The organism is Sorangium sp. So ce296, assembly GCF_051529605.1.
Classification (GTDB): domain Bacteria; phylum Myxococcota_A; class Polyangia; order Polyangiales; family Polyangiaceae; genus Sorangium; species Sorangium cellulosum_D.
In genome coordinates this window covers 14,432,997-14,459,240 of sequence record NZ_CP150325.1, presented here as the reverse complement: position 1 = coordinate 14,459,240, position 26,244 = coordinate 14,432,997, and the positions used below count along the sequence as shown (strand labels likewise).

Below are 26,244 nucleotides of genomic sequence, written 5' to 3'. Positions count from 1 at the left end.
CCATGGGTCCTCTTTCGATCGCCTCCGGCGACGTCTCCTGCGCGGTCGTGCCGTTCCGGTACCAGAAGCGGCTCTGGCTCACCGTCGTCGTCAAGGCGCGCTTCGCTTTCGTCCAGAGCGGTATCGCACGCCACGTGGGAACGGCCGACCTCCGCTCTGAGGAGCGGCAGTTCGGCGGCCACCCCTCGCGCAGCATCGAAGACGCGAGCGATCTCGCGCCCTACCTCCCGCGCTGCGACGTGACGTTCGTCGGGCACGCGTACCCGCCCGGCGGCAGCCCTCTGCCCGCAATGTCGGCACGGCTCGGCCTCGCCCGCGACGGGCGGCTGGTGCTCGACAAGGTGGTCCACGTCTTCGGCGACCGCGGTCCCGCCGGCCCGAGGCCCTTCGATCGCATGCCGCTGGTCTACGAGCGCGCCTTCGGCGGCCCAGGCGAGCCGAACCCGGTCGGCAAGGCGACACCCAACCTCGTCGATCCGGCCGATCCCCGGCGGCCGACCAGCTTCGCGCCCATCTCGCGTCTGTGGCTCGCGCGCAGGCGGCTGCTCGGGAGCATCGATCCTCGCGCTCTGGAGGCGCCGATCGCCGACATCCCCGACGCGATGCCGTGGGCGTACTTCCAGGCCGCTCCGCCGGACCAGCAGGTCGATCACCTGCGAGGTGACGAGTGGCTGCTCCTCGACGGCCTGCAGTCGGGCTCGCCGCGCGTGCAGACCCGGCTTCCCTCGGCCCGGGGCGTGGCCCGCGTGCTCCAGCGCTCCGCGGGCGCATCGACCGCGGAGCGGCCCGTCGAGATGGTCTGCGACACGCTGGCGATCGACGGGGAGCGCGAGGCGTTTGCGCTCGTGTGGCGCGGCCGTGTCGACGTGCCCGGCGAGGAGGCGGCGCTGCCGTCGCTCGTGGTGGCGGCGGCGCTGGAGGTGCCGGGCCGCGACGTGGACTGGGCCCGGCTGTGGGCCCAGGCGCCGGCGCCGTTCGCGCGGTCCGCGGCGCCGGCCACGTCGCCACCACGAGCGACGGCGCCGGCCACGACGAGCGCCGAGGCAGGCCAGGAGACAGTGGGGCTGCGGCCCGAGCAGCAGGCGACCGCAGCGGCGAAGGCGGCCGTGCCGTTCCCCGTGGCGGAGGCGGGCGACGCGACCGTTCCGTGGAGGGTCGACGCGACGCCGTGGGCCGGCACGCCGCTCTCGCCTGCGCCCGCGCCGGCAGGCGAGGCGACGCTGGGAGCGGCGACCGCGAAGCGGGAGGAGGCGGGCACGGGGACCATGGCGTTGCGGCCGGAGCAGCAGGGGGCGGCCGGGCATCGAGAGGTGGCGCCGTTTCCGATCCAGCCGGCCGGAGCGTCCGGTCCTGTCGCCACGGTGCCCGGCGCGCCGTGGGGGCCGCTCACGCCGCCGTTGCGGGCGCCGAGCGCAGGCGAGGGCACGCTGTCGCTCGGCGAGAGCGCATCGCCGCCCGTGCCGCCGCCGATGGCGGCACCGCCGCCGCCGATGGCGGCACCGCCGCCGCCGATGGCGGCACCGCCGCCGCCGATGGCGGCACCGCCGCCGCCGATGGCGGCACCGCCGCCGCCGATGGCGGCACCGCCGCCGCCGATGGCGGCACCGCCGCCGCCGATGGCCGCGCCGCCGCACCTCGTCGAGCCGCCGCCCGAAGCGCCCGCGTTGCCGCCGATCGCCTCTCCGCGCGCTGATCCTCGGGCCGTGGTCGCGCAGGTGCGTCCCCCTGGTCCGGCGGCACCGCCGCCAGCGCCCGTGCTCCCGTCCCCCGCGCCAGGCTCGCCGGAGGCGCTGCTGGCGAAGCTGCGTGCGGCCGGCGCGAGCGAGCGCGACGTCGAGTCGCTCCTGCGAGCGCTGAAACCGCCGCCGCCGCCGCCGGACGATGACTGACTTCAGTCCACGTCGACGTCGGTGCCTGCGTCGGTGATCCGGACGATCCCCGTCCAGGCGCAGCGGCAGGTCGAGTCGCCGGTGAGCGCCTTGTGCTCGGTGATCGTCACGATCGAGGCGCCGGGCGACCACGGCGCGGCGATCGCCGGGACACACGGCATCGGGGTGAGGACGCCCTTCGCCGCGGCGGTCGCGGACGCGACCTGGGGATTCGCCAGCGTCTTGCACATGCCGAACGGCGCGATGTTCGTCATCGGGTGGAAGTCCATGACCGTCGCCACGGGCGCCTCGTCAGCGTCGGTCCCGTTCGCGGGGAGCACGGTGAGGGCGGAGGGCGACAGTCCTTCGCTGCATTCGAGCTTTGCTCCGTTGATCACCAGCTTCGACACGGGGGCCTCGGATACGGACGCGCCGATGAAGCCGCCGTCCGGCTTGGGGATTCTAGGTGCGAAAACGACGCCGCGACAAGCCGCCGCGCGCGGAAGCGCGCCCGGAGGGTGTCGGCAGCCTCCAGGTTGAAAATCAATTCAGCCCGGAGGGTGTCGGCAGCCTCCAGGTTGAAGATCAATTCAGCCCGGAGCCTGTCGGGAGCTGTCGAGTGTAAGAAAGCCTACGGCCCGTCGCCCCGACGTGCCGCAGAGGCCCCCAGTGTGGGATGACGGATCCGTCTGGGCTATCTTGGCGCGCCATGGCCGCGACCGCTTCGACCCTCGCCGATGCGCTGCTCCTCGACGCCTCCGCCCGTTGACGGCAGGGTCCACCCACACCCACGGAACCACCTCGATGCCCCAGCGCGCGCCATCCACGGAATCCCCCTCCGCCCCGCCGGGCCCAGCCCCTCTGCGTCCGTCCCCGCGGCGCTGGCGCCGTCTTCGGGCCGCCGTGCTCGCCGCCGCCGTGCTCTACCTTCTCGGGGTCGCCGCGGTCTGGCTCGCCCTGCCCATCCTGGGCGACCGCTTTTGGCCCGCGACGCTCTTCCTCTTCGGCCCGCGCCAGGTCATCGCCCTCCCTCTGCTCATCATCGTCCCCGCCGCGCTCTTGCTCCGGCGCCGCGCCCTCATCCCCGCGGCGCTGGCGGCGGCGATCGTGGTCGGGCCCATCCTCGGGTATTGCCTCTCCCTCCGGGCGCTCACCGGCGGATCGGGCCGCGGGGACTTGCGCGTCGCGTCCTTCAACACGGGGAGCCGCGCCATGAGCATGGAGCGACTCAAGGCCTTCGTGGCCGAGTCCCGGCCCGACGTGCTCGCCCTGCAGGAGTGCTCGATCCCCGAGCCCGATCTGACAGCCGCCTTCCCGGGGTGGTCCGTCCACGTCGACCGCGGCATGTGCCTCGTGAGCCGGTATCCGGTCCTCAAGGCCGAGTCGAGAGATCGCAACGACGTCTGGCGCGCCGGCGGGCACGGCGCCATCCTCCGCTACGCGATCGCCCTGCCGGATCGCGCGACCCCCGGCGCTCCGCACCACGCTCCCGTTCCGGCCGCCGCTACCGCTGCCGCTGCCGCTGCCGCTGCCGCGGGCGCGCCAGACGCACCCGGCGCGCCCGACGCGCCGCGGCCGGGCGCGCAGGCGGCGCCCGGGGCGCGCACCTTCAGCCTCCTCAACCTGCACCTGGAGACGCCGCGCGAGGCGATCGAGGCGCTGATGCACGGCCTCTGGAAGCAGGCCGCGGAGCACGACCGCGTCATCGCGCTGCGCGCGTGGGAGTCCGAGCTCGCGCGACAATGGGTCGACGAGGCGCCCTATCCGGCCGTCATCGTCGGCGACCTCAACATGCCGGTCGACAGCGCCATCTACCGTCGCTTCTGGTCGGGCTTCGAGAACGCGTTCTCCCGCGCCGGGCTGGGGTTCGGCGCGACGAAGCGGACGCGCTGGTTCGGCATCCGCATCGACCACGTGCTCGCCGGGCCGGGCTGGACCACCGAGCGCGCCTGGATCGGCCCGGACCTCGGCTCGGACCACCTCCCCATCCTCGCCGACCTGCGCTGGACCGGCAGCCCGCACGAGGGGTCGCCCTGAAGTTCAGCAACTTCGGTCAGGCACGGCCGGCACCCCCTCGTTATCCTGTCGCTCGCCGAGGAGGACACCGCCCTTGACCGAAGTCACCGAGAACGCCTGCTTCGCCAGGTTCCGCAGGGTGCTCGAGCACATCGACGCGCACCTGGACGAGGACCTGACGCTCGATCGGCTGAGCGGCGTCGCCGCGTTCTCGAAATACCACTTTCACCGCCAGTTCTCCGAGCTCTTCGGCATCGGCGTCCACGAGTACGTGAAGCTCCTCCGCCTGCGGCGCGCGTCGCAGCGGCTCGCCCTCCGGGATCAGGCCCGCGTCACCGACATCGCGCTGGCGAGCGGGTACGAGAGCCTCGAAGCGTTCTGCCGCGCCTTCAAGAAGGCGTTCGGCCAGACCCCGTCCGAGTTCCGGGAACAGCCCCGGTGGGACCCGTGGCACGCGATGCACGAGCGCCTGAGCGAGGCGAGGACCCTGCCCCTCCGCCCGCAGGATCGCGCCGGAGACGTGACGATCGCGCGGTTCGAGGAGACCCGCGTCGCCGCCCTCGAGCACCGGGGCGACCCGAAGCGGGTCCTCGAATCGGTGCGGCGCTTCATCGGGTGGCGCAAGGAGAACCGGCTGCCGCCGCGGAGCAGCGCGACCTTCAACGTCCTCTACGACGACCCGGCCGAGACCCCGCCGGAGGCCTTCCGCCTCGACCTCTGCGCGGCGACCGGCCGCCCCGTGCCAGAGAACCCGCTCGGCGTCGTCGCGAAGACGATCCCCGGCGGCCGGTGCGCCGTCCTGCGGCACATCGGGGGCGATGACACGCTCTTCCACGCCGTGAGGCACCTCTACGCGGCCTGGCTCCCCGCGAGCGGCGAGGAGCCGCGGGATTACCCGCTCTTCCTGCAGCGCGTGCGCTTCTTCCCGGAGGTGCCCGATCACGAGGGCGTCACCGACATCTTCCTCCCTCTCCAGTAGACGATCACCTCCAGACCCTCTCCCGTCCTCCAGAGCTCCGCAGGAGAACCCCGCATGAGTCGATTCGTGGGCAGCCGAAGCCTCGTCGTGCGCGACGAGGCAAAGGACCTCTCGTTCCCGGTCCTGCTGATGTACCCGACGCGCGTCCCCGCCGAGATCGTGGCGATGGGGCCTTATTCGCTCGAGGTCGCGCCGAACGCGCCCGTCGACGGCGGCCCGCTGCCGCTCGTGGTCCTCTCGCACGGCGGCGGCAGCTCGCCGCTCGTGTATCGCACGCTCGCGTCCCACCTCGCGCAGAGCGGATACGTCGTCGCGATGCCGGAGCACCCGGGGGACAACCGCAACGATCGGTCCAGGTCCGAGACGCTCGAGAACCTCCGCGATCGACCTCGGCACGTTCGCCTCGCGATCGATGCCGTCACCTCCGATGCGGAGCTCGGACCGCGCCTGGGGGAAGACGGCGTGGCGGTCATCGGGCACTCGATGGGGGGCTATACCGCGCTCGCCGTCGCGGGCGGGCAGCCCTTCGCGGGATACGGGCAGAAGATCGAGGTCACGAAGGACCCGCGCGTGAAGGCGCTGGTCCTGATGGCCCCCGCGACCGGCTGGTTCGGCCTCAACGACGCCTTGCAGGACGTCACGGCGCCCATCCTCTTGCTCGTCGCGGAGCACGACCGCATGACGCCGAGATGGCAAGGGCAGCTCGTGCTCGACCTCGTCCCCGACCGGGCTCAGGTCACCTTCGAGGTCGTCGAGAACGCAGGCCATCATTCCTTCTTGAGCCCGTTCCCTCCCCAGATGAGGACCCCGGGCTTCCTGCCCGCCAGCGATCCCGCCGGGTTCGATCGCGAGGCGTTTCACCGCAAGCTCCCGCACGACGTGCGCGCGTTCCTCGACCGGATCTGGTCCCGACGAGGGTAGGTCGCCTCATCGTCGCCTCTTCGTCGATCGCTTCGAGCAGCCCCGGTCCCCCGGAGGGGCCGAGCCGCTCGCCGGTCTCATCGCGAAAGGCATCCAGGACAGCAGTCTCCCGACCTCGATCCGCCCCATGTAGGCTATCCTGCGCGCCCACGCGCGGCATCTTGTTCGGGAGTCTTCCATGAAGCGATCACGTTCAGAGAATCTTTGCAAGGTCGGCATATTCCTCGGCCTCGGCGTCTCGCTCGCCATCGCCGGCTGCGGCGACGAGGACAACGGCGGTTCCAGCAGCACCAGCAGCAGCGCGAGCGCCGCCGCCAGCAGCAGCAGCGGCGCCAGCAGCAGCAGCAGCGGCGGTACGGGCGGCAGCGGCGAGGGCGGCAGCGGCGAGGGCGGCAGCGGCGAGGGCGGCAGCGGCGGCGCGGGCGAAGGCGGCGGCACGGGCGGCAGCGGCGGCAGCGGCGGGCCGTCGCTCAGCTTCTTCGTGTCGAGCACCGGGAGCCCGACCGCGAATCTGGGCGGGCTCGCCGGCGCCGACAAGCGGTGCCAGGACCTGGCCGCCGCGGTCGGCGCCGGAGCGAAGACCTGGCGCGCCTACCTCAGCGTCGAGAAGGGCCCGGACGATCAGCCGGTGCACGCCAAGGACCGGATCGGCGCCGGCCCCTGGTACAATGCAGAGCTCGTGATGGTGGCCGCGAACATCGAGGAGCTGCACGCGCGGTTCGGCGATCACACCGTGTTCCTCGACGAGAAGGGCGAGATGGTGCCAGGCCAGTGGGAGGGCTCCCCGACGCCGAACCAGCACGACATCCTCACCGGCACGAACCGCGACGGCACCCTGAAGGCCGGCCAGACCTGCGCGGACTGGACCTCCGAGGACGCGAGCCAGACCGCCACGGTCGGGCACTCCGACGGGCTCGGCCCCAGCGGAAGCAACGCCGACATGTACCGGCCGTGGAACTCGGTCCACGCGAGCGGCAGCTGCGCCGACACCGCTCCGGGGGGCGGGAACGGCCGCGTCTACTGCTTTGCCGCGGACTGAGCGGACGAGCGCACGAGCGCGATGTTTGCGGCAGAACATGGCACGAGGTGGTTCCAATCGACCGATCCCCGGGGACACCGATCACGCTGATCGACCGAGAAATGAACCGCCAAGGACTCAAAGAACGCCAAGAAGATAAGTAGATCTTGGCGGCTCGGCGGTTCGAATTTCTGCTCTTTCGAGCGGTTTCAACCCGTTTGTCGCTCTAGGGTTCGGCGCCGTCCTCGTCATCACCGAGCCCGGTGAGGTTGTCCACCACGCGCCGGAGCATCGCCAGGAAGGTCGCGCGCTCTCGGTCGGTGAAGCCCTGCAGCGCCCGCTCGGCCACCTCGCGCAGCGCTTCCTTGGCGAGCGGCAGGCGCGCCTCGGCCTTCGCCGACAGCGAGATGTGGAAAGCGCGCTTGTCGCCCGGGTGCGGCGTGCGCTTGACCAGGCCGTCACGCTGCATGCGGCCCAGGAGGGCGGCCATCGTCGGCTGTTCGACGTGGGCGCGCTCGGCGAGCTCTCGCTGCAGGAGCGCGCCGTTCTCCTCGAGCGCCACGGCCACCGGCATGTAGGCCATGCCGAAGTCGAGCGGGCGCAGCCGCCGCTCGAAGTGGCGCATCAGCAGGCGCGACGCGTGGTTGATCCAGAAAGTCGGGGTGGCCTGCGGCTCCCAGGGGGCCTTCGCCTTGACATTCATAGCATGCTATCTATGTTGGGTGGAGACCGAGCGCGATGCGCGCTCGAGGAGGTATCCGATGGGTGCACCGACGACCAGCGCAACGTTCGACCGTGCCTACCAGGCGCCTGTCACGTGGTGGGGCGACATCCGCATTCCGGGCGAGCTGGAGGCGCTCGTTCGCTCCGAGCGGCCGCGGACGTCGCTCGAGCTCGGGTGCGGGTTGGGGCGGCTCGCGCGGTACATGGCGCAGCGCGGGGTGAGGGCGACGGGCGTCGACTTCTCGCCGGTGGCCGTCGCCAAGGCGAGGGAGAGGGTGGCGAAGGATGAGGTGCGTCCGGAGTTCCTGGTCGGCGACGTGACGCACCTGGACATGCTGACCGGACCGTTCGACGTGTCCTACGACGTGGGCTGCTTTCACTGCCTCGACGGCGCCGGGCAGCGCGCCTACGTGGCGGAGGTGGCGCGGCTCCTCCGGCCGGGCGGTACGCACCTGATCTGGGCGCTGGACCGCTCGCCGAGCGGCCTCGCGCTGTCGCCCGCGGCGGTGGAGCGCGTGTTCGCGCCTCAGCTCCGGCTGAAAGACGCGCGGACGAGCCGGCGGCGCCTGCTCTCCGCTCACTGGTACTGGCTCGTTCGCTCGGAAGGCTGAGCTCGCGCGTCAGGAGGATGCCCGGCGCTGCGCGCGCGCAGCGCGGCGGGCCGGACGCGGGGCGAGGGCGTGGGCGATGCCGCTCTGCAGGGTGCTGTGGGTGGTGATGCTCTCGAGGTCGACGTCGAGATCCACGAGCGTCTGGGCCGTGTCCGGGCCGATGCCGGTGAGCACGAGCTTGGCGCCGAGCAGGCGCGCGGCGCGCGCGATGCGCAGCAGGGCGTCGGCGGACTCCGCGTCGACGTCCTTGACCCCGGTGACGTCGAGGATGGCCGTGTGGAACTGGTGCTGGACGATGCCGTCCAGGAGCTTCTCCATGGCCTGCTGGGCGCGGGCGCTGTCGAGGGCGCCGATGAGGGGCATGGCGACGACGCCCTCGGCCAGCGGGACGAGGGGCGTGGACAGCTCGCGCAGCGTGGCCTGCTGCGCCTGGATGACCTGCTCCTGGAGGGCGAGCCGCTCGAGCTCGGCCTCGCGCAGCGGGGTCAGGTCGCGCGCGATGGTGGCGAGCGCCGGGGGCCGCCCGGCCTCGCCGGCGAGCGCGACCATCGAGACCTGGCAGGGGAGGGTGCCCCCGTCGCGCTGGTCGAGGCCGAGGGTGCCTTGCCACGACCCGCGCTCGAAGCACCGCTGCACGATCCCGGAGAGCGGGTCCTGCTCCTCCACGTACAGGTCGGAGAGGCGCATGCCGAGCGTGCCGTCGCCGTGGCCCGTCATGGCCCCGAAGGCCTGGTTGGCATAGAAGATCGCGCCCTCCTCCGAGGCCATGCACACGCCGTCCGGCGCGCTGTCGACGAGCGCCTGGAAGTCGCGCAGCTCCGCCTGGGCGGACGCGAGGTGTCGTTGCGCCGTGACGTCGCGCCCGACCCAGAGGACGCTGTCCTCGGTGAACGGCTTGCAGGCGGCCTGGATCCACAGCTGGCGATCGCGAAGCGTGATGGGGTATTCGATGCTCAGGACCGTTTGCTTCGCGAGCGACTCCCGGATGACCTCGGCGCAACGCTCGATGTAGTCGTCTCGCACCACGCTGGTGAGGTGTCTGCCCCGTGCGTGCCTGGCCATCTCGGCAGGGATGACGAGCGTCGGAAACATCTCCAGAACCACGCCGTTCCGATCGAAGAAGGCGATGAACGCCGTGCTCACCGAGCAGAGCGCTTCCAGCTTCGCCTGAGCTCCCTCCAGCTCGGCCACACGCCGGCGCAGCGTCGCGTTCTCGCGTTCGATTTCCGTGAAGTTCTGATTGTTATCCATCATACAAATCCAGCCCCCATCGTATTCGCGCAGCTCGGGACGGGCGAGCGAAATCCAGCGAGGGATCGTGCTCGTTCATGCATTGCGCGAGCCGTGCGCGGCGCGAGAGCGATCTCGCGTCCAGGCGAGGCTGTCACGGCGCTGCGCGCGCGCCGGGGAGCGCGCGCATGTCGCGGACTGCGGTGAGATGAGATTTGTTTGATGCCGCGGTAGGAGCGGGGTGGCGCAGCCCGGCGGACGGTCCGGTGTCGAGTCGCGCGCGTCAGAAATCCCGTCTCGGTTTCCGGGATGATGCGGCAGGGCCGGGAGAAACCCAGAGCACCTCTACATCACAGCGGTTCTCCCGCACCCTTGCTGAACGAGGGCTCAGCGCGGGCGGCGCTTCGCGCGACCGAGCAGCAATCCCAGCGCGGCGAGGAGGAGCCCCGCCTGGGTGCCAGAGCCTCGCGCGTCGTCGCCCACGGCGCAGCTGCAGCCGGAGCTCGAGCTCTCGCCTCCCGTCGAGTCGCCCGATCCAGCGCTGGCGTCTTGTCCGCCTGCTCCCCCGGACCCGGTGCCGATCGCGCCGCCGCTGCCCACGCTGCCGCCAGCGCCGCTTTCCATGGCCCCGCCCGCGCCTCCGGCGCCGGCCGCGCCGCCTGCGCCTCCGGTGCCGGCCGCGCCACCCGCGCCACCCGCGCCTCCGGTGCCGCCCGCGCCGCCCGCACCGCCGGTGTCGTCGCCACCGGGAACAGCACCCGGACAGGCCGCCGTCTCTGGATCCTGACCACCGGCCCTGTCGAGGCCGAAATAGGCGGCGACGGCGGGTCCGTCGAACGGCACGGAGTGCCCGACGCCGGCCATCGAAAAGGCCTCGTAGACCGTGTAGCCGCAATCGCTCTTCCAGAACTGGCGCGTGGTTCCGGTCCTCGGCGTGTCGGTCCCATCCGGGGTCTCGCTCAGACCCAAGAGGTTCGTCCACTCTTTGACGTCTTCAGCCATGTTCTTGTAGCTGAGGATCGTGTCGTCGGTGCCATGCCAGTGCTGCAGGCGCGGGCGATGGCCGGTGTAGCCGGGATAGTACGAACGAACGAGGTCTCCCCACGCCTGCCCGGTCTTCGTGACGCTGCCGCTCCCGCAGGGCCCGCTCCACTGGGCAGTGCTCCCGGTTCCGGTGACGTCGTTGTAGCCCTCGGCCCAGCAGCCGCACGGGACGCCCATGAGCGACACGCCGGCCATGAACACGTCGGGGTACACGCCGAGCAGCGCCTCGGTCATGATGCCGCCCGACGACCCGCCGACCGCGTACACGCGGCCCGGATCGGCGCTGTACTTCGCGAGCGTGTATTTCACCATCTGGACGATGGCGCCCGTGTCGCCGCCGCCGTCGTGCTTGAGCGATCTCGTCGAGCCCGCGTCCCAGCAGTTCTGCCCCGTGGCCTCCGGGAAGATCATGATGAAGCCGCTGGTGTTCGCGATGGAAACCAGGCTCGACATCTCGCTGAACGTCCCCCGGCCATTTCCCTGGCAATGATGGGGAGCGACGACGATGGGAGGCTTGGTCGCCAGCTCGTCAGGTACGTAAATGTACATGTTGACGTAGCTGGGGAGGCCGTCTGCCCCCCATTCGCCCTGGTCGACCTTTTGTAGCGATGCCCCGCGCGCGGGCGGCGCGGCGAGCAGCGCCAACGAGAGCGATGCGAGCCCGAGGACATGAGTCTTGATTCGGTTCATCGGGCGGAGATGCTACACAACGCCAACCTGGTGCGCAAGCCGATACCGCCTCTCCTCGGGCGTGGACTCGGGCCGTACCAGACTCGGTTGAAGACCGCTCTAGAACTGACTCAAGAAGTTCCAGACTTCCTGGGGCATCCACGACGTGTTCTGCCCGGCGTCGTTCGGCGACGGAGTATGACCGCCGTCGTAATCGCACCAGCGGGTGGGATGGCCCGCGGAGCAGCCCTCGTAGTCAGAGCAGGCGTGGCCGCCTCTCGGCGCCTTGGCCAAGCTCTCCACCGTGCATCCATTCTGCTTGGCGAAGAAATCGCTGTTGGAGGTTTGTCCGGCGCCGCCGCTCTCCTGCTGACCGAGCGAAGACATGAAGGCGATCGGCTGACAGCTCGCGGGACGGGCGAGGCCGCCGCCGGAGTGGACCACGGCGGCGCGGAAGACGTTCGGGCGCGCGCAGGCCAGCGTCCACGCCATGGCGCCGCCCTGGCTGAAGCCCTCGAGCTCGATGCGCGAGGTGTCGATGCAGAGATCGTCGGTGACCTGCTTGAGGATGTCGTCGACGAAGGTCACGTCGTCGGCTGACCAGAACCCGCCGACAGCGTCGGGCGCGATGAAGATGGTGCTCCCCTCGGAGAGCGACCAGAGCCCGAAGTACGAGGGCGCGACCTGGCCGCTGTTGCCCGTGGCCCCATGGAAGGAGAGAATCAGCCGGTAGGGGTGGTCGCTGTCGTAATCGTCGGGGGCGTGCAGGGTGTACTTGCGGCTCTTCCCGCCGCTCTGCACGGTGCCAGCGCCGTTCTGGAGCGTGCGCGTCTTGCCGCACCCGGCGGACTTCATCACGTCGCCGCCATCCGTACCTCCGGCGCCGCCGGCCCCGGCAGCGCCGGCGCCGCCAGCGCCGCCCGCGCCGCCCGTTCCAACCGAGCTCGCTCCACCCGCGCCCCCGGTCGCCCCGCCGCTGCCAGCGGCATCGCCGCTGCTCGTGCTACCGGAAGCAGCGCCGCCGCCGGAGCCGCTCGAGGAGGTTTCTCCGGCGGCCGGTCCGCCAGAGTGACCGTCGTCGCTACAGCCGAGGCTGAGCGCGAAGCAGAGGCCCAGGCAGCCCCAGACCGGTGGCAGCCAACGGGAGCGATGGTGAATGCGATCGGAGCTCACAGAGCCAACGCTAGACGACATGGGCGCTCTCCTCGTTGACGTCCAAGCCACGGGATACGAACCAGGCGTGGCGCGGACGGGGGTCTTCATGACGCCCTATCCATGGCAAGGCGAAAGAAGCTCTGGAGCGCCGAATGTGAGCGCTAACATGGCCGGCGTCAATCATAAATTTGGCGCGCGGCGATCGCCGGCGAGCGCGAGATCCGCGTTCGGCGGGGTTTCAACCCGTTCGGTGTCCTGGAGATCGATGTGCTACCGCGCCGGTTTGGGCGGTTGCGGCCGGCCTGGAATTTGTTGCTGAGGCTTTTCCTCGTGGGCGATCTCGAGCTCGTCGAACTCCGCGATGGACGACTCCACGAGCTCTGCCAGCGGCTGCCAACCGTCCGGTACTGCGCCACGCTTCCACGTGAACCGGGCAATCGCTTGCACGCCCCCGCACACGGTCGCCTCGAGGACCTCGCCGTCGAGGACTCCGACCGGCTCGAGCTGACGGCGTACAGGGAGTCGCAGCTCCTCCAGGTTACGGAGCAACCGCCATAGCGCTTCATGCTTGGCCGCGACCTGGTCGTAACCGACCACGAGACCGGCGCCCGCGCTGGGCGAGACGGAGCGGAAGAGGCGCAGGCTGTCGAGGTCGCCGCGGATCTCGTAACACACGCCTGCTTGCCGCGACGGGCGACGAAGGAACTGTGCCTGCAACGAGCCCACGCCGAAGAAGCCCCAGGTCCTGTCGTGCGGATCGCGTGGCGTGGTCGTGGCAATTTCCATCTCTTCGCGCCGCTCGGCTTCGAGACGCATCCGTCGGCGTTCATTCTTTGCGCTCATGGCTCCCTCCGGCCTGCCCGCTCTCCCGTCTGGCTCCGCCCGCCAGACGTCCGGCAGGGTAGTTGGTTTCGACGGAGGAGCAACGAAGGGAAGCGGGGTCGGCCCGCGGGAGCGCTCCGCCAGTCGATCGACGCTGGATCGAGCCCTGACGGCTCGCCGCTCGACGAGCGCCGGCGGGGCGCTCAGCAGATGTGGTAGAGCTCGGAGAAGTACGCCTGCGAGAACCGCGCGTCCACGAGGAGCCCGCTCGCGTTGAAGCACCGGACGCCGACGCGGATCGCGTCCGGATCCGCGGAGGGGTGCTCCCAGCCGACCACGTTGCAGTAGTCCGAGCCCGCCCCGACCGCGGTGGCGAGGGCCGCGCCGCGGGCGACCCCCGCGAGGCCGCCCATCTCCGGATACGTGATCTGGTAGCGCCCGGGCGAGATCCGGTGCACGGCGACGGTCTCGCTCCTGTCGTTGCACTCGGACGTGATGAGGTGGTACTGGTTCGCGGGCGTGTAGTCGGCCGTCGTCGGCTCGTTCGCCACCACGTAGCCGCCGCTCTCGTACGGGGCCTCGCGCGGCTCGCGGAGGTACCGGAGCGAGAAGCTCGTGTCCGCCGGCGCGCCGCCCTGGCCGAAGCAGAGCACATCGATGTTCGTGCTCCCGAACGGGCTCGACCAGGTGAGCGGCTTGCAGTACTCGGGGCCGCTGCCGACCGCCGTCACGAGCACGGAGCTCTCGACCGATCCGTTGCCGGCGAGCGTGATGGTGTAGCGGCCCGCGCTCGTCCGCGTGACGGACGCCGACGCGCCCCACTGGTGCTCGCTGGAGAGCGCGCCGCCCGTCGGCCGGTTCATCAAGAGATAAGCGCCCGCGCTCGAGACCGCGGTGCCGCCCGCGAGGCGGGCATAGGAGACGACGAACGGAGAGCTCGTCGGCGCGCCGGCCGCCGTGTGGCAGCGGATGTGGACCTTGAGCGCGGTGTCGACGGTCTGCCACGAGGACACCTTGCACCGCCGACCCTCTCCACCCGTCGAGTTCACCTGGACGTTGCCGCCGCTGCCGCCCAGGTCGTCGAACGTGACCGTATACACCCCGACCCCCGAGAGCGCGACGTGGTTCGCGCCGCCCGCCGGGTTGAACGACCTCGCCGAGAGCAGCCGAGTCCCGTCGAAGAAGGCCCAGCCGGAGGCGTCGCCCGAGCGCAGCGCCTCGTCGCTCGCATCGATGCTCTCGTCCACGGGCTCCTCCACGGGCGCCGCGAGGCACGCGGGCGCCGCCGCCGCGAGGAGCAGCGCCAGAAGAGAACGGAACCCACGACGGAGCGACCCATTGTTCAGATTCGTGATCATCTCTCTCTCCCATCCTGCCATTGCGGCCGTCCGCGGCCGCACGACCTGACGACGGAGCTGCCCTGTCACCCAGCAGCACCCCCGTCCGCCTTGCACGGGGGTCGCAAGAGCAACGGGCATACCAGCGCGATGCAGCCGCCTTTTCGCGGCGCCGCGCCGCCCCGAGCGGCGCCGTTGCGCGAGGCGCCGCTCAACTGCGCGGGGGCCCGCTCAAGCGAGTGCAGATCGCTGCCGCGGAGCAAGCGCAGCCGCGCGCGGCAAGGCAAGGAGCGGAGCGCCGGCCCGTCATCGCACGTGAGGCGGTGCGGGCCATCACCACGCCTTCCTACGGTGTGGGCCATCACCACGTCGTGACGCAGTGAGGGAATCCCCGGCTCGGCAACGTGACGCCCCGACAGCGTGACGCTGCGATGTAGAAAGGTTCACCGCTGTTGCATATCGGCCCCCTCCGGAATTTGATCTTTCAAGGTGCGACGGGAATGTGCTAATAGACTGCTCATGCTTCGTTTCCCGCGCCCGGGGGTCGTCTCCGGGGCAGCGGGCGTTATCAACGTTACTTAGCCAGGAACCGATCGCGCGTCGGCGTCTCACGCTCCGACCCCGCGACGCTCGTCACCTCTCTTCGCGCTGCGCCGGCTCGCGCCTGGACCCAGGCTGTCGGCTTCCCTTTGCGCCGCGGCGAGATCGGGAGAGCGGCTCGCGAGGTGCTCTCTTGCTCCGGCGCGCCGCGTGCCCCTGGCTCTCCGGGAGGACGGGATGATGAAGAGCGCGCTTTGGGGGATGCTGACGGGCTCGGGCCTCCGGCTCGGGCTGTGCTTCGCGGCGGTGCAAGCGGCCGCGCTCGCGGGCTGCGTGGCGCCGTCGGACACGGGCGAAGGCGAGGCGATCGAGGGCGAGCTCACGGAAGAGCAGTCGTATGCGGCCTCCACGAGGCCGGTGGACGTGCACGGCAGGCTCCAGATCGTGGGCAAGGAGCTCCGGAACCAGAACAACGCGCCGGTCCAGCTGCGGGGCATGAGCCTGTTCTGGAGCCAGTGGGGCGGCTCGTTCTACAACGCGAGCGTCGTCAACTCGATCGCCGACAGCTGGGGGGCGACCGTGGTCCGCGCCGCGATGGGCGTCGAGTCGGGCGGGTACCTCACGAACCCGACGGCCGAGAAGAACCGGGTGAAGACCGTCGTCGACGCGGCGATCGCCCGGGGCATCTACGTGATCATCGACTGGCACGATCACAGCGCCCAGGACCACAAGGAGCAGGCCAAGGCCTTCTTCCGGGAGATGGCGCAGACCTACGGGAACCAGCCCAACGTCCTGTTCGAGATCTACAACGAGCCGGACAACGAGCCCTGGAGCACGATCAAGCCCTACGCGATCGAGGTGATCAACACGATCCGCAGCACGGGCTCGAACAACGTGATCATCGTCGGCACGCCGACCTGGTCGCAGGACGTGGACATCGCCGCGAACGACCCGATCACCGGGTTCTCCAACATCGCTTACACGCTGCACTTCTACGCCAACACGCACAAGGAGAGCCTGCGCGCCAAGGCGAGGACGGCCATGGACAGGGGCCTCGCCCTGTTCGTGACCGAGTTCGGCACCTGCGACGCCTCCGGGAACACCGGGCTCAACCTCAACGAGTCCCAGACCTGGATCAACTTCCTGAACGCCAACAAGATCAGCTGGGCCAACTGGTCGCTGTTCGACAAGAACGAGACGGCCTCGGCGCTCACCCCCGGCGCCAGGACCACCGGCAACTGGCCGGACTCGGAGCTCACCGAGTCGGGCAAGTGGGTCAAGGCGAGGATGCTGGAAGGCACCGGCGGCTCGGGCAGCGGAAGCAGCAGCAGCACGAGCAGCAGCAGCGGGACCGGCGGCTCGGGCGGCAGCGGCGGCTCAGGCGGCGCGGGCGGCTCCGGCGGCGGCACCACGACCTCGGGGTTCCAGTTCACCGTGTCCCCGAACGTCAACCGGTGGTGGATCCAGGTGAAGGTCGTCGAGCCGGGGTACCGCATCACCGGCGTCACGGCGCGCGTGAACAGCACCACGCACAGGCTCGAGCCCCAGTCCTGGGGCGAGGGCGAGTACGCCATCAGCAAGGAGGTCCCCGCGGGCACGCGGGTCGTCTTCACGGCCACGGACAGCCGGGGCGTCTCCGCGAGCTTCACGTCGAACCCCTGGCCGTGACGCGCCGCGCGGCGGCGGTGCGCGCGGCCCTCTGAACAGGAAGGCCGGGGCCCTGGGCTCAGCGCCGGGCCGCCGGCGCGCGCCCGTCGAGCGGGCCGCCGACGACGACGCGCAGCTCGGCGAGCGCCGTCCGGTACTCGCGCACGAGCTTCAGGAGCTTGACCTGCGCGGCGGCGCGCCGCTCCTCCAGGCTGAGCGCGCGCACCGCGTCGATCTGGCGGCTCTCGAGGGCGCGCGCGACCTCGATCCCGGCGCGCTCTACGGCCGGGAGCGCGCGCGCCCGGAACTCCTCGACGAGCGCCCCCGCCGCGCGCGCCTCCCGGAGCCGATCGCGCACCTCGCGCGCGACCCGCTGGACCTCGGCGGCGAGCGTGCGCTGCGCCGCGATCGCGCCGGCGTCCGCGGCGGCGATCTCGCTCGAGCGCGTGTCGAAGAGCGGCAGCTCGAGCCCGGCCTCGAGGGTCCAGCCCAGCGGGTCGCGCGTGGCCGGCGAGAACTCGTAGCCGAACTCGATGAACGAGAGCCACGGCCAGCGCGTCGCGCGCGCCAGCGCGCCCTCCGCGCCGGCGCCGTCGATCTCGGCGGCCGCGAGCGCGATCTCCGGGCGGTTCCTCAGCGCGGCCTCGATCAGCGCCTCCTCGGACGCGAGGGCGACGAGCGGCGCGGACGCGACCGGCTCGCCCACGAGGCGCACCGGCGCGGCGGGGTCGACCCCGACGCGCTCGAGCAGCGCCGCGCGCGCGACCTCGCGGCGCGCGCGCGGCGCGGCGCCGTCCTCCTCGGCCACCGCGGCCGACAGCGCCGCCATCGCCTCGTCGACCGCGGTCCCCTGCGCCGCGCTGACCCGGGCCCGCTCCTGGTCCGCGAGGCGGCGGCGCGTCGCGGCGACCGCCTCGAGCGCCTCGATCTCGGCGTCGAGCAGCAGCACGTCGTCGAACAGCCAGCGGACCTCGGCCTCGAGCTCGAGCTCGGAGACGCGGGTCTCCGCGCGCGCAACGTCCACGTCCGCGCGCGCGACGTCCGCGGCCGCCCCGGCCTCGCCGGGCCGGGGAGGGCGGATGCGGACCCCCGCCGCGAGGCGCGGCTCGTGATCGAGCACCTGATCGAGCCGGAGCTGCGAGACGCGGATCTCCGGGTTCCGGTAGGTGCCCGCCGCGTCGGCGTCGACGCGCGCCCGGGCCGTGGCCTCGCGCGCGCGCATCATCGCGAGCGTCGCGCTCCGCTCCTTGGCCATGGCCACCGCCTCGTCCGCGGTGAGCTCGCGCGGCGCGGCGCGGCGCCCCGCCCCGAGGCCCGCGCCCCCGCGCGGCTCTGCCTGCGCCTCTGCCGCGCGCGCCTCGCGGTAGAGCGCGATCGCGCGCTCCGACCCCTCGAGCTGCGCGGGCGCCGCGCAGGCCGCGAGCGAGAGGCACGCGATCGACGGCCAGACCGGCGACCTCGCGCGCGGGAAGGCGGAGGAGGAGGAGGAGGAGCGGCCGCGACGAACGGAGAAAACCTCAGCGATCTTCATGCCTGACGGATTCCGTGGAGAGCCCTCGGGGCGACGGCGGCGCCGCGGCGCGGGCTCAGCCCTGCCACGGCAGCTCGAGGAAGGAGGGCGCCTCGGCGCCGGCGTCGAACACGACGATCAGCTTGCCGGGGGACAGCGCGAGCGAGATGCCCTCCGGCTTCTGGCCGGGGAAGCGCCGCACGAGGCTCGGCGAGAGGACGCCGCCCTCGGGGCGCAGCACGTGGAAGAGCGACCCCGCGGCGCCGTCGGCGGTCGACGGGGTCGAGGCGATCGCCAGCGAGCCGTCCGGGAGGAAGCACAGATCGGAGATCCCCCCCGGCGTGGGCGCGCCGTTGAGCTCGACGTCGACGCGCGCGCGCGCCCACAGCGAGAGGCCGGCGCCCTCGAGCCGCCGCCCCTCGAGGAGCGCGCGGGGCGCGCCGAGCCTCCAGATGAGCGCGTTGCCCTCGGCGTCGAGCGGCGACTTCAGCCCGAAGTAGAGCGCGCCGTCCCGGTAGGCCATGCCCTCGATCTCGAGCGGGCGCGTGCCGCCCGGGAGCCCGAGCTCCGCGAGGGCCGCGGGGCCCGCCGCGTCGAGCAGCTCCGCGAGGTAGGCCTCGGCGTCGACGCGGAAGCCGCGGCCATCCTGCTTCAGCCGGAGCAGCGCGGTGCGCGCCTTCTTGCGCTTGCCCTTCGCGCTGTAGCCCTGCGACGAGAGCAGGTACACGTCGCCCCCGTCGCCGGCGGTGATCGACTCGATGTCCGCGAGCTCCTTGACGCCGAGCACCGGCACCGGCTCCGGATCGACGGCGCCGGCCGCCGACATCGCGAACAGCCAGGGCACGCCCTCGTCCTCCGCGTCCTTGTGGCCCGTGTCGTCGCTGACGAGGAGGTACCGCCCCTCCGCGGGCCGGGGCAGGATGCCGGACGGCTCGAAGCGCGACCGCTGCCGCAACGCCGCCGGCACCGTCATGCGGATCGCGTCGGCGGCCCCGGCCGGCGGCGCCGCCGCCGCGGGCGCGCCCTGCGCCGCGGCGACGACCGGCGCGCCGGGGGCCGGCGGCGCGGGGGGCGGGGACGCCCCCCGCGTGAAGGCGACGTCGAACGCCTGGCCGGCGAGCAGCTCGACGGGGTGATCCAGCGCGATCGTGACCTCGCGGCCCCACACCGGCACGTTCAGGTCCGTCCAGCAGCGGAGCGGCAGCTGGCCCACCACCGGCCCGACCGTGACGGCCCGGCCGGTGAGCGGCGCGCCGTCCTGGCCGCGCGCCCAGATCGTCGCGGCGTCGCCCGCCTCGACGTGGAGCGCCGCGCGCTCCGGGACGCAGGCGATGACCCGCCCGGGCGCGCTGGCGATCTCGACGATCGGGTCGCCCGCCACGGCGACGTCGCCCGGCCGCTTGCGCACCGCGGAGACGCGCCCGCCGTGCGCCGCGCGCAGCGTGTGCTGGGCGCGCTGCGCCTCGAGCTGCTCGATCTCCCGCCGCGTCACCGCGAGGTCCGCCTCGATCTTCGCCGTCTCCGGGCCCGCCTGCTGGAGGAGCCTCTTCCGGCGCTCCTCGGCCGCCGCGATCTGCGCGCGCAGGAGCTGGATGGTGCGGGGCTTCTCGGTCGCGATCGCCTCGACGCCCGCGCGCTGCACGTCGAGCGAGCCCAGGGCGTCGTGGCTCGCCTGCTTGTCCTCGATCAGCCGCTTCACCCGGGAGACCTCGCTGGCGAGCACCTCGCCCTCGGCGCGCGCGCGGCGCTGCTCCTCGAGCTCGCGCGCGAGCTCGAGCTTCAGCTGCTCGACGCCCGCCTCGAGCTCCTGATCGAGCCGCGCGTGCTCCGCGGGGATCATCGCCCGGAGGCGCGCCTCCTCGGCGCGCGCCACCGCGAGCTCCGCGTCGATCGCGCCGCTGTCGAGCGCGACGAGCACCTGACCCGGCGCGACCACGTCGCCGACGTCGACCTCGATCGAGGCCACCCGCCCGACCTCGACCGTGGCCACCATCTCGGTGTCGGCCTGCGCGAAGGCGAGGATGCCGTCGCTCGGGCTCGAGGAGCGGCTCAGCCACGCCGCGAGGCCGAGCGTGCCCAGCATCGTGAGCGCGGGGGTCGCGGAGGAGAGCGCGGATCGGATTCGCCAGAGATGCATGGCTAGAGGTCCAGCGTCGGCTCCTGGAGCATCAGACTCACGTCCTCGACTCCGGGGAGCGCTTGAAGGCTCGTCACGAGGCGCGCCCTGAGCTCCGGGTGGCGCACGCTGATCTGGTAAGCGTGCTCCATGACGGTGCCCTGCGCCGCCTCGCGCAGGGTGACGAGCGAGAAGGAGCCGCAGTGCTCGCGGAGGATGCCCGCGATCGCGCCGGCGAGCTCCGCGCCGGGCTGTCCGGCAGGCGCGACGAACCGGAGCAGCCCGTCGGGCTGCCGGCGCGACCCGTAGCCGGTGACGTGGAGCATGAGCGTCGCGCCCGCGAACATCGCCGCCCCCGCGATCGCCGCGCCGTAGGCCTGCGCGCCGCTCGCCATGCCGATGGCGAGCGAGGCGAAGACGAACACGACGTCGCGCGGATCGCGCATCGTGGTGCGGAACCGGATGGCGGTGACGCCGCCCGCGATCCCGATGCCGGCGGCGATGTTGTTGCCGACGGCGAGCATCAGCGTGCACGTGATGATGCTGCCGAGCGCCATGCTCTGGACGACGGTCCGCGAGTACGAGAGGCCGCGGAACGTGAGCATGTAGACGCCGGCGATGCCCTGCGTGAGCCCGAAGGCGACGAGGAGGGAGATGAGCGCCCTGCGCCACTCGACGGCCTCGCCGTGCGAGAGCATCGACAGCCACTCCGTCATAGCCGCGGCCCTCCCTCGATCCGGGCCGAGCGCGCGTCGGGCAGCATCAGCTGTGCGTTGATGCTGTAGCAGTACTTGGAGAACGAGCGCCGGACGAGCTCGAGGCGCCGCACGAGCGCCACCATCCACGCGGGCGGCCTGCGCTCGAACTTGAGCTCGAGGACGCAGACGGGCTCGTGCGTGTTCGTCTGGACCGGGTGGTCGACGGGGCGCCACCCCCGATCGGACGCCTCGAGATCCAGCGCCTCCTTGCGCTGGCAGACGACCCTCCGGTCGAACGTGATGCGCGCGTACTTGTCGAGCGTGCTCTCGTACGCCTCGCGCTCGTAGTCGACGAGCATCGTGGGCCGGAGATCGTGGCGGTGGACCGCGCCGATGAACTTCTCGGCGCCCTTGCGCACGCCCGGCGCGAGCCGCTCCAGCGCGGCGGGGTTGCCGCGCTCGACGAGCTCCCGCCACTCGTCCGCGGGCACGCAGGCGCGCGACTTGACGATGACATCCTGGACGCGGCGCTTCACCTCGAGGAACACGGGGCTCTTCTTGCCGGGGTAGGTGCGCGCCCGCACCTTGAAGCGGTCCCGCTGCTCCCGGGCGTTGGCCCAGTAGAGATCGTGCCCGCGCGTGTCAAAGTAGAGCGAGCGGATGCGGTACGAGCCGTCCTCGTTCGCGTACTTGTCCGCCCGGCCGACGGACCGCGCCGTGGCCCGGATCGCCGGGACGAGCCGCTCCGGCACCAGGTACTTGAACTCGTAGCGTTCGATGACGTCCAGGATGACGGTCTCCTCGATCGTCAGGGGTCAGGGGCTAGGCGCCCGGGTGGGTTGCCTCGCGCCGCTGCGTGCGTCGCGGATTTGTTACGGTATCCCCGCGATAATGACACAACCGCCGCCGAATGCCGCAAGCGGAATCCTGCGCAAGCTCTCGATATCTCCCCGGTATCCCCGCGCGTTGCATTCGAGTCGCAAAGCTACAGCGCGGTGGCTTTCGCGGCTCGGGCTCGCGGCGGCGCTGCTCGCCGCGGGCTGCCGGGGCTCGGGGCCGGGGCCGGGGCCGGCGAGGGCGGCGGCGGCGGCGCGGACCTCGGGCTGCCCCCGCTGCGGCGGGGCCGTGCGGATCGGCGCGCTGCCGCGCGGCGACGCCGACGAGTGCTCCGGTGTGGTCGCCGGTGCGGTGCACCCGGGGACGCTGTACCTCCACAACGATTCCGGCGACCGCCCGCGTTTCTTTGCGATCGGGCTTGACGGCGCGCCGCGGGGCGAGATCGAGGTGGCGGGCGCGCGCGCGGTCGACTGGGAGGGCGCGGCGCGGGGCCCGTGCGGCGGGGGCGGGGGGAGCTGCCTCTTGTTCGGGGACATCGGCGACAACGACCGGGAGCGCGACCGCTACGCGCTCTACGAGGTGAGGGAGCCGGCGGCGCTCGGCGGCGCTCGGCGCGCGGTGGCGGCGGAGGTGATCTCGCTCGCGTACCCCGACGGGAGCCACAACGCGGAGACGCTGCTGGTTCACCCGGTCACCGGGGCGATCACCGTGGTGACGAAGGTGAAGAAGAAGAAGGACAGCGCCGGGATCTACGAGCTCTCGACGCGGCCCGCCGCCGGCCAGACGGCGACGCTCGTCGGCGCGGGCTCGATCGCCGCGCCGGTCGGGAGCCGGTCGTTCACGGGCGGCGACGTGCGCGCCGACGGCGCCGGCGTGCTGCTCCGCACCTACTCGCACGTCTTCTTCTATCCGATGGCGCCCGACCAGACGGTCGCGCAGGCGCTGACCGGCCCGCCGTGCGAGATGCCGGCGGCCGACGAGGATCAGGGGGAGGCGATCGCGTGGCTGCCCGGCGGGTGGGACTACGTGACGATCGGCGAAGGGGACGAGGCGCCGATCCACCGCGTCTCCTGCCAGGCGCCCTGAGCGCCGCCCGCGCGGGGCGCGCCCCTCAGTCGCCGCGCGCCGCACCGCCGAGGAGGGCCTCCATGCGGCCCCGCATCAGCGACAGGTCGCCCTTGAGGATCGCGACGTCCGAGCGCCACGTCTCCGGGGCGGGCCCGAACGGGTCTTCCGCGACGGCGGAGCGAGGCGGTCCGCGCCCTCGGCGGACGCGAGGTCGCCCGCGAACGCGATGAACGGTCCCGTCGCCGCAGCCCGCGCCCAGGGCGGAGACCTGAAGCGCGAGCAAGATACGATATGTCCTTCTCATGAGCCGCTCCTCGCGGGCGGCGACGATAGTCGTGACGTTCGCGCGCGGCGACGAACGACGATCGACGTCGGCGCGCCGCGCGCGCAGGGCATCAGTTGTCCTTGTCGCCTCTGGCCGCTCGCGTACCCTCGCGGGGATGCGGAGCTCTTTTCCCCTGGGCATCGCGCTCGCGCCCCTCTTCCTCGGATGCGCCGATCTCCTCGGGATCGAGGACGTGACCCGAGACCCCGGTCCGGGCGGCGGCGCGAGCGCGACCAGCGCCGGCGGCGGCGGCAGCGCCGGGAGCGCCGGCGGCGGCGGCGGCGGGGGCGACGGAGGGCGGCTCGCGCCGTCGACGCCGGTCCCGCGGCTGCCGGTCCAGGATGGCCCGGTCGGCTCGATGCTCGTGCCCGACACCCGGAGGCCCACGTTCGTCTGGGAGCCGTCGGCGTCGCCCGCGGGGGAAAGCGTCGAGTACACCATCGAGCTCGGCGAAGATCCCTCGTTCTCCGCCCTCCTCGCGAGCGAGACGACGGCGGCGACACGCTGGCGGCCGGCCGCCGATCTGGAGGGCTCGGCGGAGCCTCCGGTGGGCAGCCGGGTCTACTGGCGGGTCCGCGCGTGCGCGGCCGGCGCCTGCTCCGAGCCGTCCGCGGTCCGATGGATCAACGTGGGACGGGGCCATCACGATCTCAACGGCGACGCCTTCGACGACATCCTCGTGGGCGCGCTCCACTACGCGATCCCGGAGTACATCCCTTGCGGGGCCGCCTACGTCTTCCTGGGCGGCGCGGGCGACAGCGTCGATCCGGCGCAGGATGGAGTCCTGGCCGGGGTGAACCCGAGGACCGGCGGCGCCATCGAGGCGGCGGGCTTCGGCGGCGCCGTGGCGACCGCGGACGTGAACGGCGATGGCTTCGCCGACGCCGTGGTGGCAGCCACGACGTACGCAGACAGCAAGGGGATGGTCCGCGTGATCCTCGGGAGCTCGTCCGAGCCGGCGACGTGGACCCTGGAGCCGGACATGTCGGGGAGCTTGCCGGGCGATGAGCGCAGGTTCGGCGACGCGCTGGCCTCCGGGGACATCAACGGAGACGGCTACGCAGATCTCGTGATCGGCGCGCCGGGAGGCGGCCCCGATCACATTGAGCCCGGCAGCGTGTATGTGTACCTGGGCGGCCCCGAGGCCCTCGACACGGTCGCTGACGCGATGTTCACGGGGGTGCAGAACGCGAGCGAGTTCGGCGCCTCGGTCGCCTCGGCGGACTTCAACGGAGATGGCTTTTCGGACATCGCCGTCGGGGCGCCTGGCAGCCAGCGCGTCTATGTCTATCTCGCGTCGGCCGGCGCGCTCGACACGGTGCCAGACGGCCTCCTCGTGGGCGAGGGCGAGCTCGGTCGCGCGGTGGGCGCGGGCGACGTCGACGGGGACGGCTTCGCCGATCTCCTCGTGGGAGACCCGATGAACAGCGCGGCCTTCCTGTTCCTCGGCGGGCCAGGGGAGGCGTTCGACACGACCGCCGACCTGGAGCTCCACGGCGAAGCGGCGTCCGATCGGTTCGGTCAGACGGTGTCGAGCGGCGACCTCGACGGGGACGGCTTCGCCGAGATGCTGGTGGGCGCGCCGGAGGTCGGCCTCGGCGGCAAGGCGTACGTGTTCCGCGGCGGCGAGCGCCCCGACTCGGAGCCCGACGCCGCGATGAACCCGCGGTTCGGGGGCACGGCGGAGACGAAGATCTCGCGCGCCGGCGACTTCAACCGAGATGGGCTCGGGGACGTTGTCGTGGCCTTCGGCGGCGGCAGGGAGGTGCTCGTCTATCTCGGCGGCAGCCTCGGCGACGCGGCGCAGGCCTCCCTGAAGGGCGCGGGCGGGATGAGCGAGGAGCGCTTCGGCGAGGCCGTGTCGCCGTAGCCCGGCGCGGACGGAGGCGCCGCCGCGCGGCGAGGCGCGGCTACCCGGCGCCCGCGGTGGGGGGCGCCTCGAACGGGCGCGGCGGCGCGGCGCTCTCGTCAGCGCCGCGCGCCGCGCGCCGCGCGCGCCGCTGCTCCTGGACGAGGTGCACCGCCTGGTCGAAGACGACCGCGACCAGGATGACGGCGCCGATGATGATGAACGTCCAGCTCGGGTCGAGGCGCCAGATGCGCCGGACGCCGTCGTCGCTGTAGCGGATCTGGAACATGTTGATGCCGTTGTCGATGACCCGCGTGATGGCCGAGCCGATGAGGATCCCGAGCGGAGCGCGGTGAAGCTCACGCCCGCGGGGGCGCCGGGCACGAGCAGGTCGCGCACCTCGAGCGCGGGCTCGCGCGGCGGGCGCTCGCGCCTCTCCGGGAAGTAGCGGCCGCTGAGCTCCCGCCCGACCATCATCGCGACGAGCCTGTCGTGCGTCGCCTCGGCCCGCGGGAGGTCGCCGACGTGCCTGCCGTCGCGCAGCACGGCGATGCGGTCGGCGAGGCGCAGCACGTCGTCCATGCGGTGGGAGATGTAGAGGACGCCGATCCCCTCGGCGCGGAGCTTCTCGACGATCGCGAAGAGCTCCCGCGACTCGGCCGCGGTGAGCGATGACGTCGGCTCGTCCATGAGGATGATGCGCGCGTTCACCGAGAGCGCCTTGGCGATCTCGACCATCTGCATCTGCCCCGCGGTGAGCGCCGAGACGGGCGTCGCCTCTGGCAGCGAGAGGCCGACGCGCCTCATCAGCGCCGCCGCCCCCGCGCGGAGCGCCTCGCGCCGGAGCGGGGCCAAGAGGCCGCTCGACCCCTCGTTGCCGAGGAAGATGTTCGCGGCGATGTCGAGGTTCGGCGCGAGCATCAGCTCCTGATGGATCAGCGCGACGCCGAGGCGCCTCCCGTCGCGCACCCCGCGCAGCGCGACGGGCGCGCCGTCGATGGCGATCTGCCCCTCGTCGGGGGCGAACGCCCCGCCGAGGATCTTCATGAGCGTGCTCTTGCCCGCGCCGTTCTCCCGACGACCGCGAGCACCTCGCCGGCGCGCAGGGTGAGGGAGACGCCGGCGAGCGCGGTGACGCCCGGGAAGCGCTTGACGATCCCGCGCATCGCGAGCAGCGGGGGAGGGTCGGGGAGGGGGAGCGGAGCGGGGGCGAACGTCATGTGCGGGAGGGGGCTCGAGGGCGGCGGGGCCGCCGCTCGCG

At 72.4% G+C, this 26,244-nt stretch carries 24 protein-coding genes and 1 pseudogene; 10 read left to right on the top strand and 15 right to left on the bottom strand.

Going from position 1 to position 26,244, the window contains the following annotated elements:
* Positions 1-2 precede the first annotated feature (2 nt).
* Positions 3-1,889: a DUF2169 domain-containing protein gene (locus tag WME98_RS53375; RefSeq protein ID WP_437949222.1), complete on the top strand. Its 1,887-nt coding sequence runs from the start codon at positions 3-5 to the stop codon at positions 1,887-1,889.
* A gap of 2 nt (positions 1,890-1,891) precedes the next feature.
* On the opposite strand, the gene WME98_RS53370 is transcribed toward WME98_RS53375, so the two are convergent.
* Positions 1,892-2,278, bottom strand: coding sequence for a DUF4280 domain-containing protein (locus WME98_RS53370; RefSeq protein WP_437949221.1), 387 nt, complete (start codon positions 2,276-2,278; stop codon positions 1,892-1,894).
* A gap of 493 nt (positions 2,279-2,771) precedes the next feature.
* Between WME98_RS53370 and WME98_RS53365 the strand changes: the two genes are divergently transcribed.
* From WME98_RS53365 to WME98_RS53350, 4 genes are all read left to right on the top strand, one after another.
* Entirely contained in the window at positions 2,772-3,905 is a 1,134-nt protein-coding gene (locus WME98_RS53365; RefSeq protein WP_437949220.1) for an endonuclease/exonuclease/phosphatase family protein, read from the top strand.
* 73 nt (positions 3,906-3,978) lie between these two features.
* Positions 3,979-4,863, top strand: a complete 885-nt coding sequence (locus tag WME98_RS53360; protein ID WP_437949219.1) for an AraC family transcriptional regulator — start codon at positions 3,979-3,981, stop codon at positions 4,861-4,863.
* Positions 4,864-4,917: 54 nt separating this feature from the next.
* A complete protein-coding gene (locus WME98_RS53355; RefSeq protein WP_437949218.1) occupies positions 4,918-5,784 on the top strand; it encodes an alpha/beta hydrolase family protein in 867 nt (288 codons plus the stop codon).
* A gap of 178 nt (positions 5,785-5,962) precedes the next feature.
* Positions 5,963-6,823, top strand: coding sequence for a DUF1554 domain-containing protein (locus WME98_RS53350; protein ID WP_437949217.1), 861 nt, complete (start codon positions 5,963-5,965; stop codon positions 6,821-6,823).
* Between the two features lie 205 nt (positions 6,824-7,028).
* Here WME98_RS53350 and WME98_RS53345 read toward each other — a convergent pair whose 3' ends face one another.
* Positions 7,029-7,505, bottom strand: a complete 477-nt coding sequence (locus WME98_RS53345; RefSeq protein ID WP_437949216.1) for a MarR family winged helix-turn-helix transcriptional regulator — start codon at positions 7,503-7,505, stop codon at positions 7,029-7,031.
* A gap of 58 nt (positions 7,506-7,563) precedes the next feature.
* On the opposite strand from WME98_RS53345, the gene WME98_RS53340 reads away from it, so the two are divergent.
* A complete protein-coding gene (locus WME98_RS53340) occupies positions 7,564-8,136 on the top strand; it encodes a class I SAM-dependent methyltransferase (RefSeq protein WP_437949215.1) in 573 nt (190 codons plus the stop codon).
* Between the two features lie 9 nt (positions 8,137-8,145).
* Here the strand turns inward: WME98_RS53340 and WME98_RS53335 are convergent, their stop codons facing one another.
* The 5 genes from WME98_RS53335 to WME98_RS53315 form a co-directional block, all read right to left on the bottom strand.
* Positions 8,146-9,387, bottom strand: coding sequence for a PAS domain S-box protein (locus tag WME98_RS53335; RefSeq protein ID WP_437949214.1), 1,242 nt, complete (start codon positions 9,385-9,387; stop codon positions 8,146-8,148).
* 366 nt (positions 9,388-9,753) lie between these two features.
* Positions 9,754-11,100 carry an extracellular catalytic domain type 1 short-chain-length polyhydroxyalkanoate depolymerase gene (locus tag WME98_RS53330; protein WP_437949213.1) on the bottom strand — a complete coding sequence of 449 codons (1,347 nt, stop codon included), beginning with the start codon at positions 11,098-11,100 and terminating at the stop codon, positions 9,754-9,756.
* A gap of 99 nt (positions 11,101-11,199) precedes the next feature.
* Positions 11,200-11,937 (bottom strand): alpha/beta hydrolase family esterase, encoded by a 738-nt coding sequence (locus WME98_RS53325; protein WP_437949212.1) that lies wholly within the window; start codon positions 11,935-11,937, stop codon positions 11,200-11,202.
* 567 nt (positions 11,938-12,504) lie between these two features.
* Positions 12,505-13,077, bottom strand: coding sequence for a hypothetical protein (locus WME98_RS53320; protein WP_437949211.1), 573 nt, complete (start codon positions 13,075-13,077; stop codon positions 12,505-12,507).
* Positions 13,078-13,259: 182 nt separating this feature from the next.
* A complete protein-coding gene (locus WME98_RS53315; RefSeq protein WP_437949210.1) occupies positions 13,260-14,414 on the bottom strand; it encodes a hypothetical protein in 1,155 nt (384 codons plus the stop codon).
* A 759-nt stretch (positions 14,415-15,173) separates the two neighbouring features.
* Here WME98_RS53315 and WME98_RS53310 point away from each other — a divergent pair.
* Positions 15,174-16,601: a glycoside hydrolase family 5 protein gene (locus tag WME98_RS53310; protein ID WP_437949209.1), complete on the top strand. Its 1,428-nt coding sequence runs from the start codon at positions 15,174-15,176 to the stop codon at positions 16,599-16,601.
* A gap of 58 nt (positions 16,602-16,659) precedes the next feature.
* Here WME98_RS53310 and WME98_RS53305 read toward each other — a convergent pair whose 3' ends face one another.
* From WME98_RS53305 to WME98_RS53290, 4 genes are read right to left on the bottom strand one after another with little or no spacing between them, the layout of a single operon-like run.
* The gene (locus tag WME98_RS53305) at positions 16,660-18,111 is read right to left on the bottom strand and encodes a TolC family protein (RefSeq protein ID WP_437949208.1); all 1,452 of its coding nucleotides are present in this window, start codon (positions 18,109-18,111) and stop codon (positions 16,660-16,662) included.
* A 55-nt stretch (positions 18,112-18,166) separates the two neighbouring features.
* Entirely contained in the window at positions 18,167-20,227 is a 2,061-nt protein-coding gene (locus tag WME98_RS53300) for an HlyD family secretion protein (protein ID WP_437949207.1), read from the bottom strand.
* A gap of 2 nt (positions 20,228-20,229) precedes the next feature.
* Complete coding sequence (locus WME98_RS53295) at positions 20,230-20,922, bottom strand: DUF4956 domain-containing protein (protein ID WP_437949206.1); 693 nt, start codon at positions 20,920-20,922, stop codon at positions 20,230-20,232.
* Positions 20,919-21,656: a VTC domain-containing protein gene (locus WME98_RS53290; RefSeq protein WP_437949205.1), complete on the bottom strand. Its 738-nt coding sequence runs from the start codon at positions 21,654-21,656 to the stop codon at positions 20,919-20,921. The genes WME98_RS53295 and WME98_RS53290 overlap by 4 nt, the downstream gene beginning before the upstream one ends.
* 214 nt (positions 21,657-21,870) lie before the next feature.
* Here WME98_RS53290 and WME98_RS53285 point away from each other — a divergent pair, with 214 nt between their 5' ends.
* A complete protein-coding gene (locus tag WME98_RS53285; RefSeq protein ID WP_437949204.1) occupies positions 21,871-22,827 on the top strand; it encodes a hypothetical protein in 957 nt (318 codons plus the stop codon).
* Between the two features lie 25 nt (positions 22,828-22,852).
* Here the strand turns inward: WME98_RS53285 and WME98_RS53280 are convergent, their stop codons facing one another.
* A complete protein-coding gene (locus tag WME98_RS53280; protein ID WP_437949203.1) occupies positions 22,853-23,113 on the bottom strand; it encodes a hypothetical protein in 261 nt (86 codons plus the stop codon).
* 136 nt (positions 23,114-23,249) lie between these two features.
* Between WME98_RS53280 and WME98_RS53275 the strand changes: the two genes are divergently transcribed.
* Positions 23,250-25,004 (top strand): FG-GAP-like repeat-containing protein, encoded by a 1,755-nt coding sequence (locus tag WME98_RS53275; protein ID WP_437949202.1) that lies wholly within the window; start codon positions 23,250-23,252, stop codon positions 25,002-25,004.
* 40 nt (positions 25,005-25,044) lie between these two features.
* Here the strand turns inward: WME98_RS53275 and WME98_RS53270 are convergent, their stop codons facing one another.
* Positions 25,045-25,272 carry a hypothetical protein gene (locus WME98_RS53270; protein WP_437949201.1) on the bottom strand — a complete coding sequence of 76 codons (228 nt, stop codon included), beginning with the start codon at positions 25,270-25,272 and terminating at the stop codon, positions 25,045-25,047.
* Between the two features lie 203 nt (positions 25,273-25,475).
* Between WME98_RS53270 and WME98_RS53265 the strand changes: the two genes are divergently transcribed.
* Positions 25,476-25,658: a hypothetical protein gene (locus tag WME98_RS53265; protein ID WP_437949200.1), complete on the top strand. Its 183-nt coding sequence runs from the start codon at positions 25,476-25,478 to the stop codon at positions 25,656-25,658.
* A 57-nt stretch (positions 25,659-25,715) separates the two neighbouring features.
* On the opposite strand, the pseudogene WME98_RS53260 reads toward WME98_RS53265, so the two are convergent.
* Together WME98_RS53260 and WME98_RS53255 are read right to left on the bottom strand one after the other, a co-directional pair.
* A pseudogene (locus WME98_RS53260) lies at positions 25,716-26,030 on the bottom strand (ATP-binding cassette domain-containing protein); the annotation flags it as partial.
* The gene (locus tag WME98_RS53255; RefSeq protein ID WP_437949199.1) at positions 26,027-26,203 is read right to left on the bottom strand and encodes a hypothetical protein; all 177 of its coding nucleotides are present in this window, start codon (positions 26,201-26,203) and stop codon (positions 26,027-26,029) included. The pseudogene WME98_RS53260 and the gene WME98_RS53255, both read right to left, overlap by 4 nt.
* Between the last annotated feature and the right edge of the window lie 41 nt (positions 26,204-26,244).

Coding starts and splice junctions, on each gene's coding strand:
- WME98_RS53350 (WP_437949217.1), top strand. CDS start 5,963: ATGAAGCGATCACGTTCAGAGAATCTTTGCAAGGTCGGCATATTCCTC.
- WME98_RS53310 (WP_437949209.1), top strand. CDS start 15,174: ATGAAGAGCGCGCTTTGGGGGATGCTGACGGGCTCGGGCCTCCGGCTC.
- WME98_RS53375 (WP_437949222.1), top strand. CDS start 3: ATGGGTCCTCTTTCGATCGCCTCCGGCGACGTCTCCTGCGCGGTCGTG.
- WME98_RS53345 (WP_437949216.1), bottom strand. CDS start 7,505: ATGAATGTCAAGGCGAAGGCCCCCTGGGAGCCGCAGGCCACCCCGACT.
- WME98_RS53295 (WP_437949206.1), bottom strand. CDS start 20,922: ATGACGGAGTGGCTGTCGATGCTCTCGCACGGCGAGGCCGTCGAGTGG.
- WME98_RS53300 (WP_437949207.1), bottom strand. CDS start 20,227: ATGCATCTCTGGCGAATCCGATCCGCGCTCTCCTCCGCGACCCCCGCG.
- WME98_RS53355 (WP_437949218.1), top strand. CDS start 4,918: ATGAGTCGATTCGTGGGCAGCCGAAGCCTCGTCGTGCGCGACGAGGCA.
- WME98_RS53275 (WP_437949202.1), top strand. CDS start 23,250: ATGCGGAGCTCTTTTCCCCTGGGCATCGCGCTCGCGCCCCTCTTCCTC.
- WME98_RS53280 (WP_437949203.1), bottom strand. CDS start 23,113: ATGAGAAGGACATATCGTATCTTGCTCGCGCTTCAGGTCTCCGCCCTG.
- WME98_RS53270 (WP_437949201.1), bottom strand. CDS start 25,272: ATGTTCCAGATCCGCTACAGCGACGACGGCGTCCGGCGCATCTGGCGC.
- WME98_RS53305 (WP_437949208.1), bottom strand. CDS start 18,111: ATGAAGATCGCTGAGGTTTTCTCCGTTCGTCGCGGCCGCTCCTCCTCC.
- WME98_RS53335 (WP_437949214.1), bottom strand. CDS start 9,387: ATGGATAACAATCAGAACTTCACGGAAATCGAACGCGAGAACGCGACG.
- WME98_RS53340 (WP_437949215.1), top strand. CDS start 7,564: ATGGGTGCACCGACGACCAGCGCAACGTTCGACCGTGCCTACCAGGCG.
- WME98_RS53330 (WP_437949213.1), bottom strand. CDS start 11,100: ATGAACCGAATCAAGACTCATGTCCTCGGGCTCGCATCGCTCTCGTTG.
- WME98_RS53255 (WP_437949199.1), bottom strand. CDS start 26,203: ATGACGTTCGCCCCCGCTCCGCTCCCCCTCCCCGACCCTCCCCCGCTG.
- WME98_RS53315 (WP_437949210.1), bottom strand. CDS start 14,414: ATGATCACGAATCTGAACAATGGGTCGCTCCGTCGTGGGTTCCGTTCT.
- WME98_RS53320 (WP_437949211.1), bottom strand. CDS start 13,077: ATGAGCGCAAAGAATGAACGCCGACGGATGCGTCTCGAAGCCGAGCGG.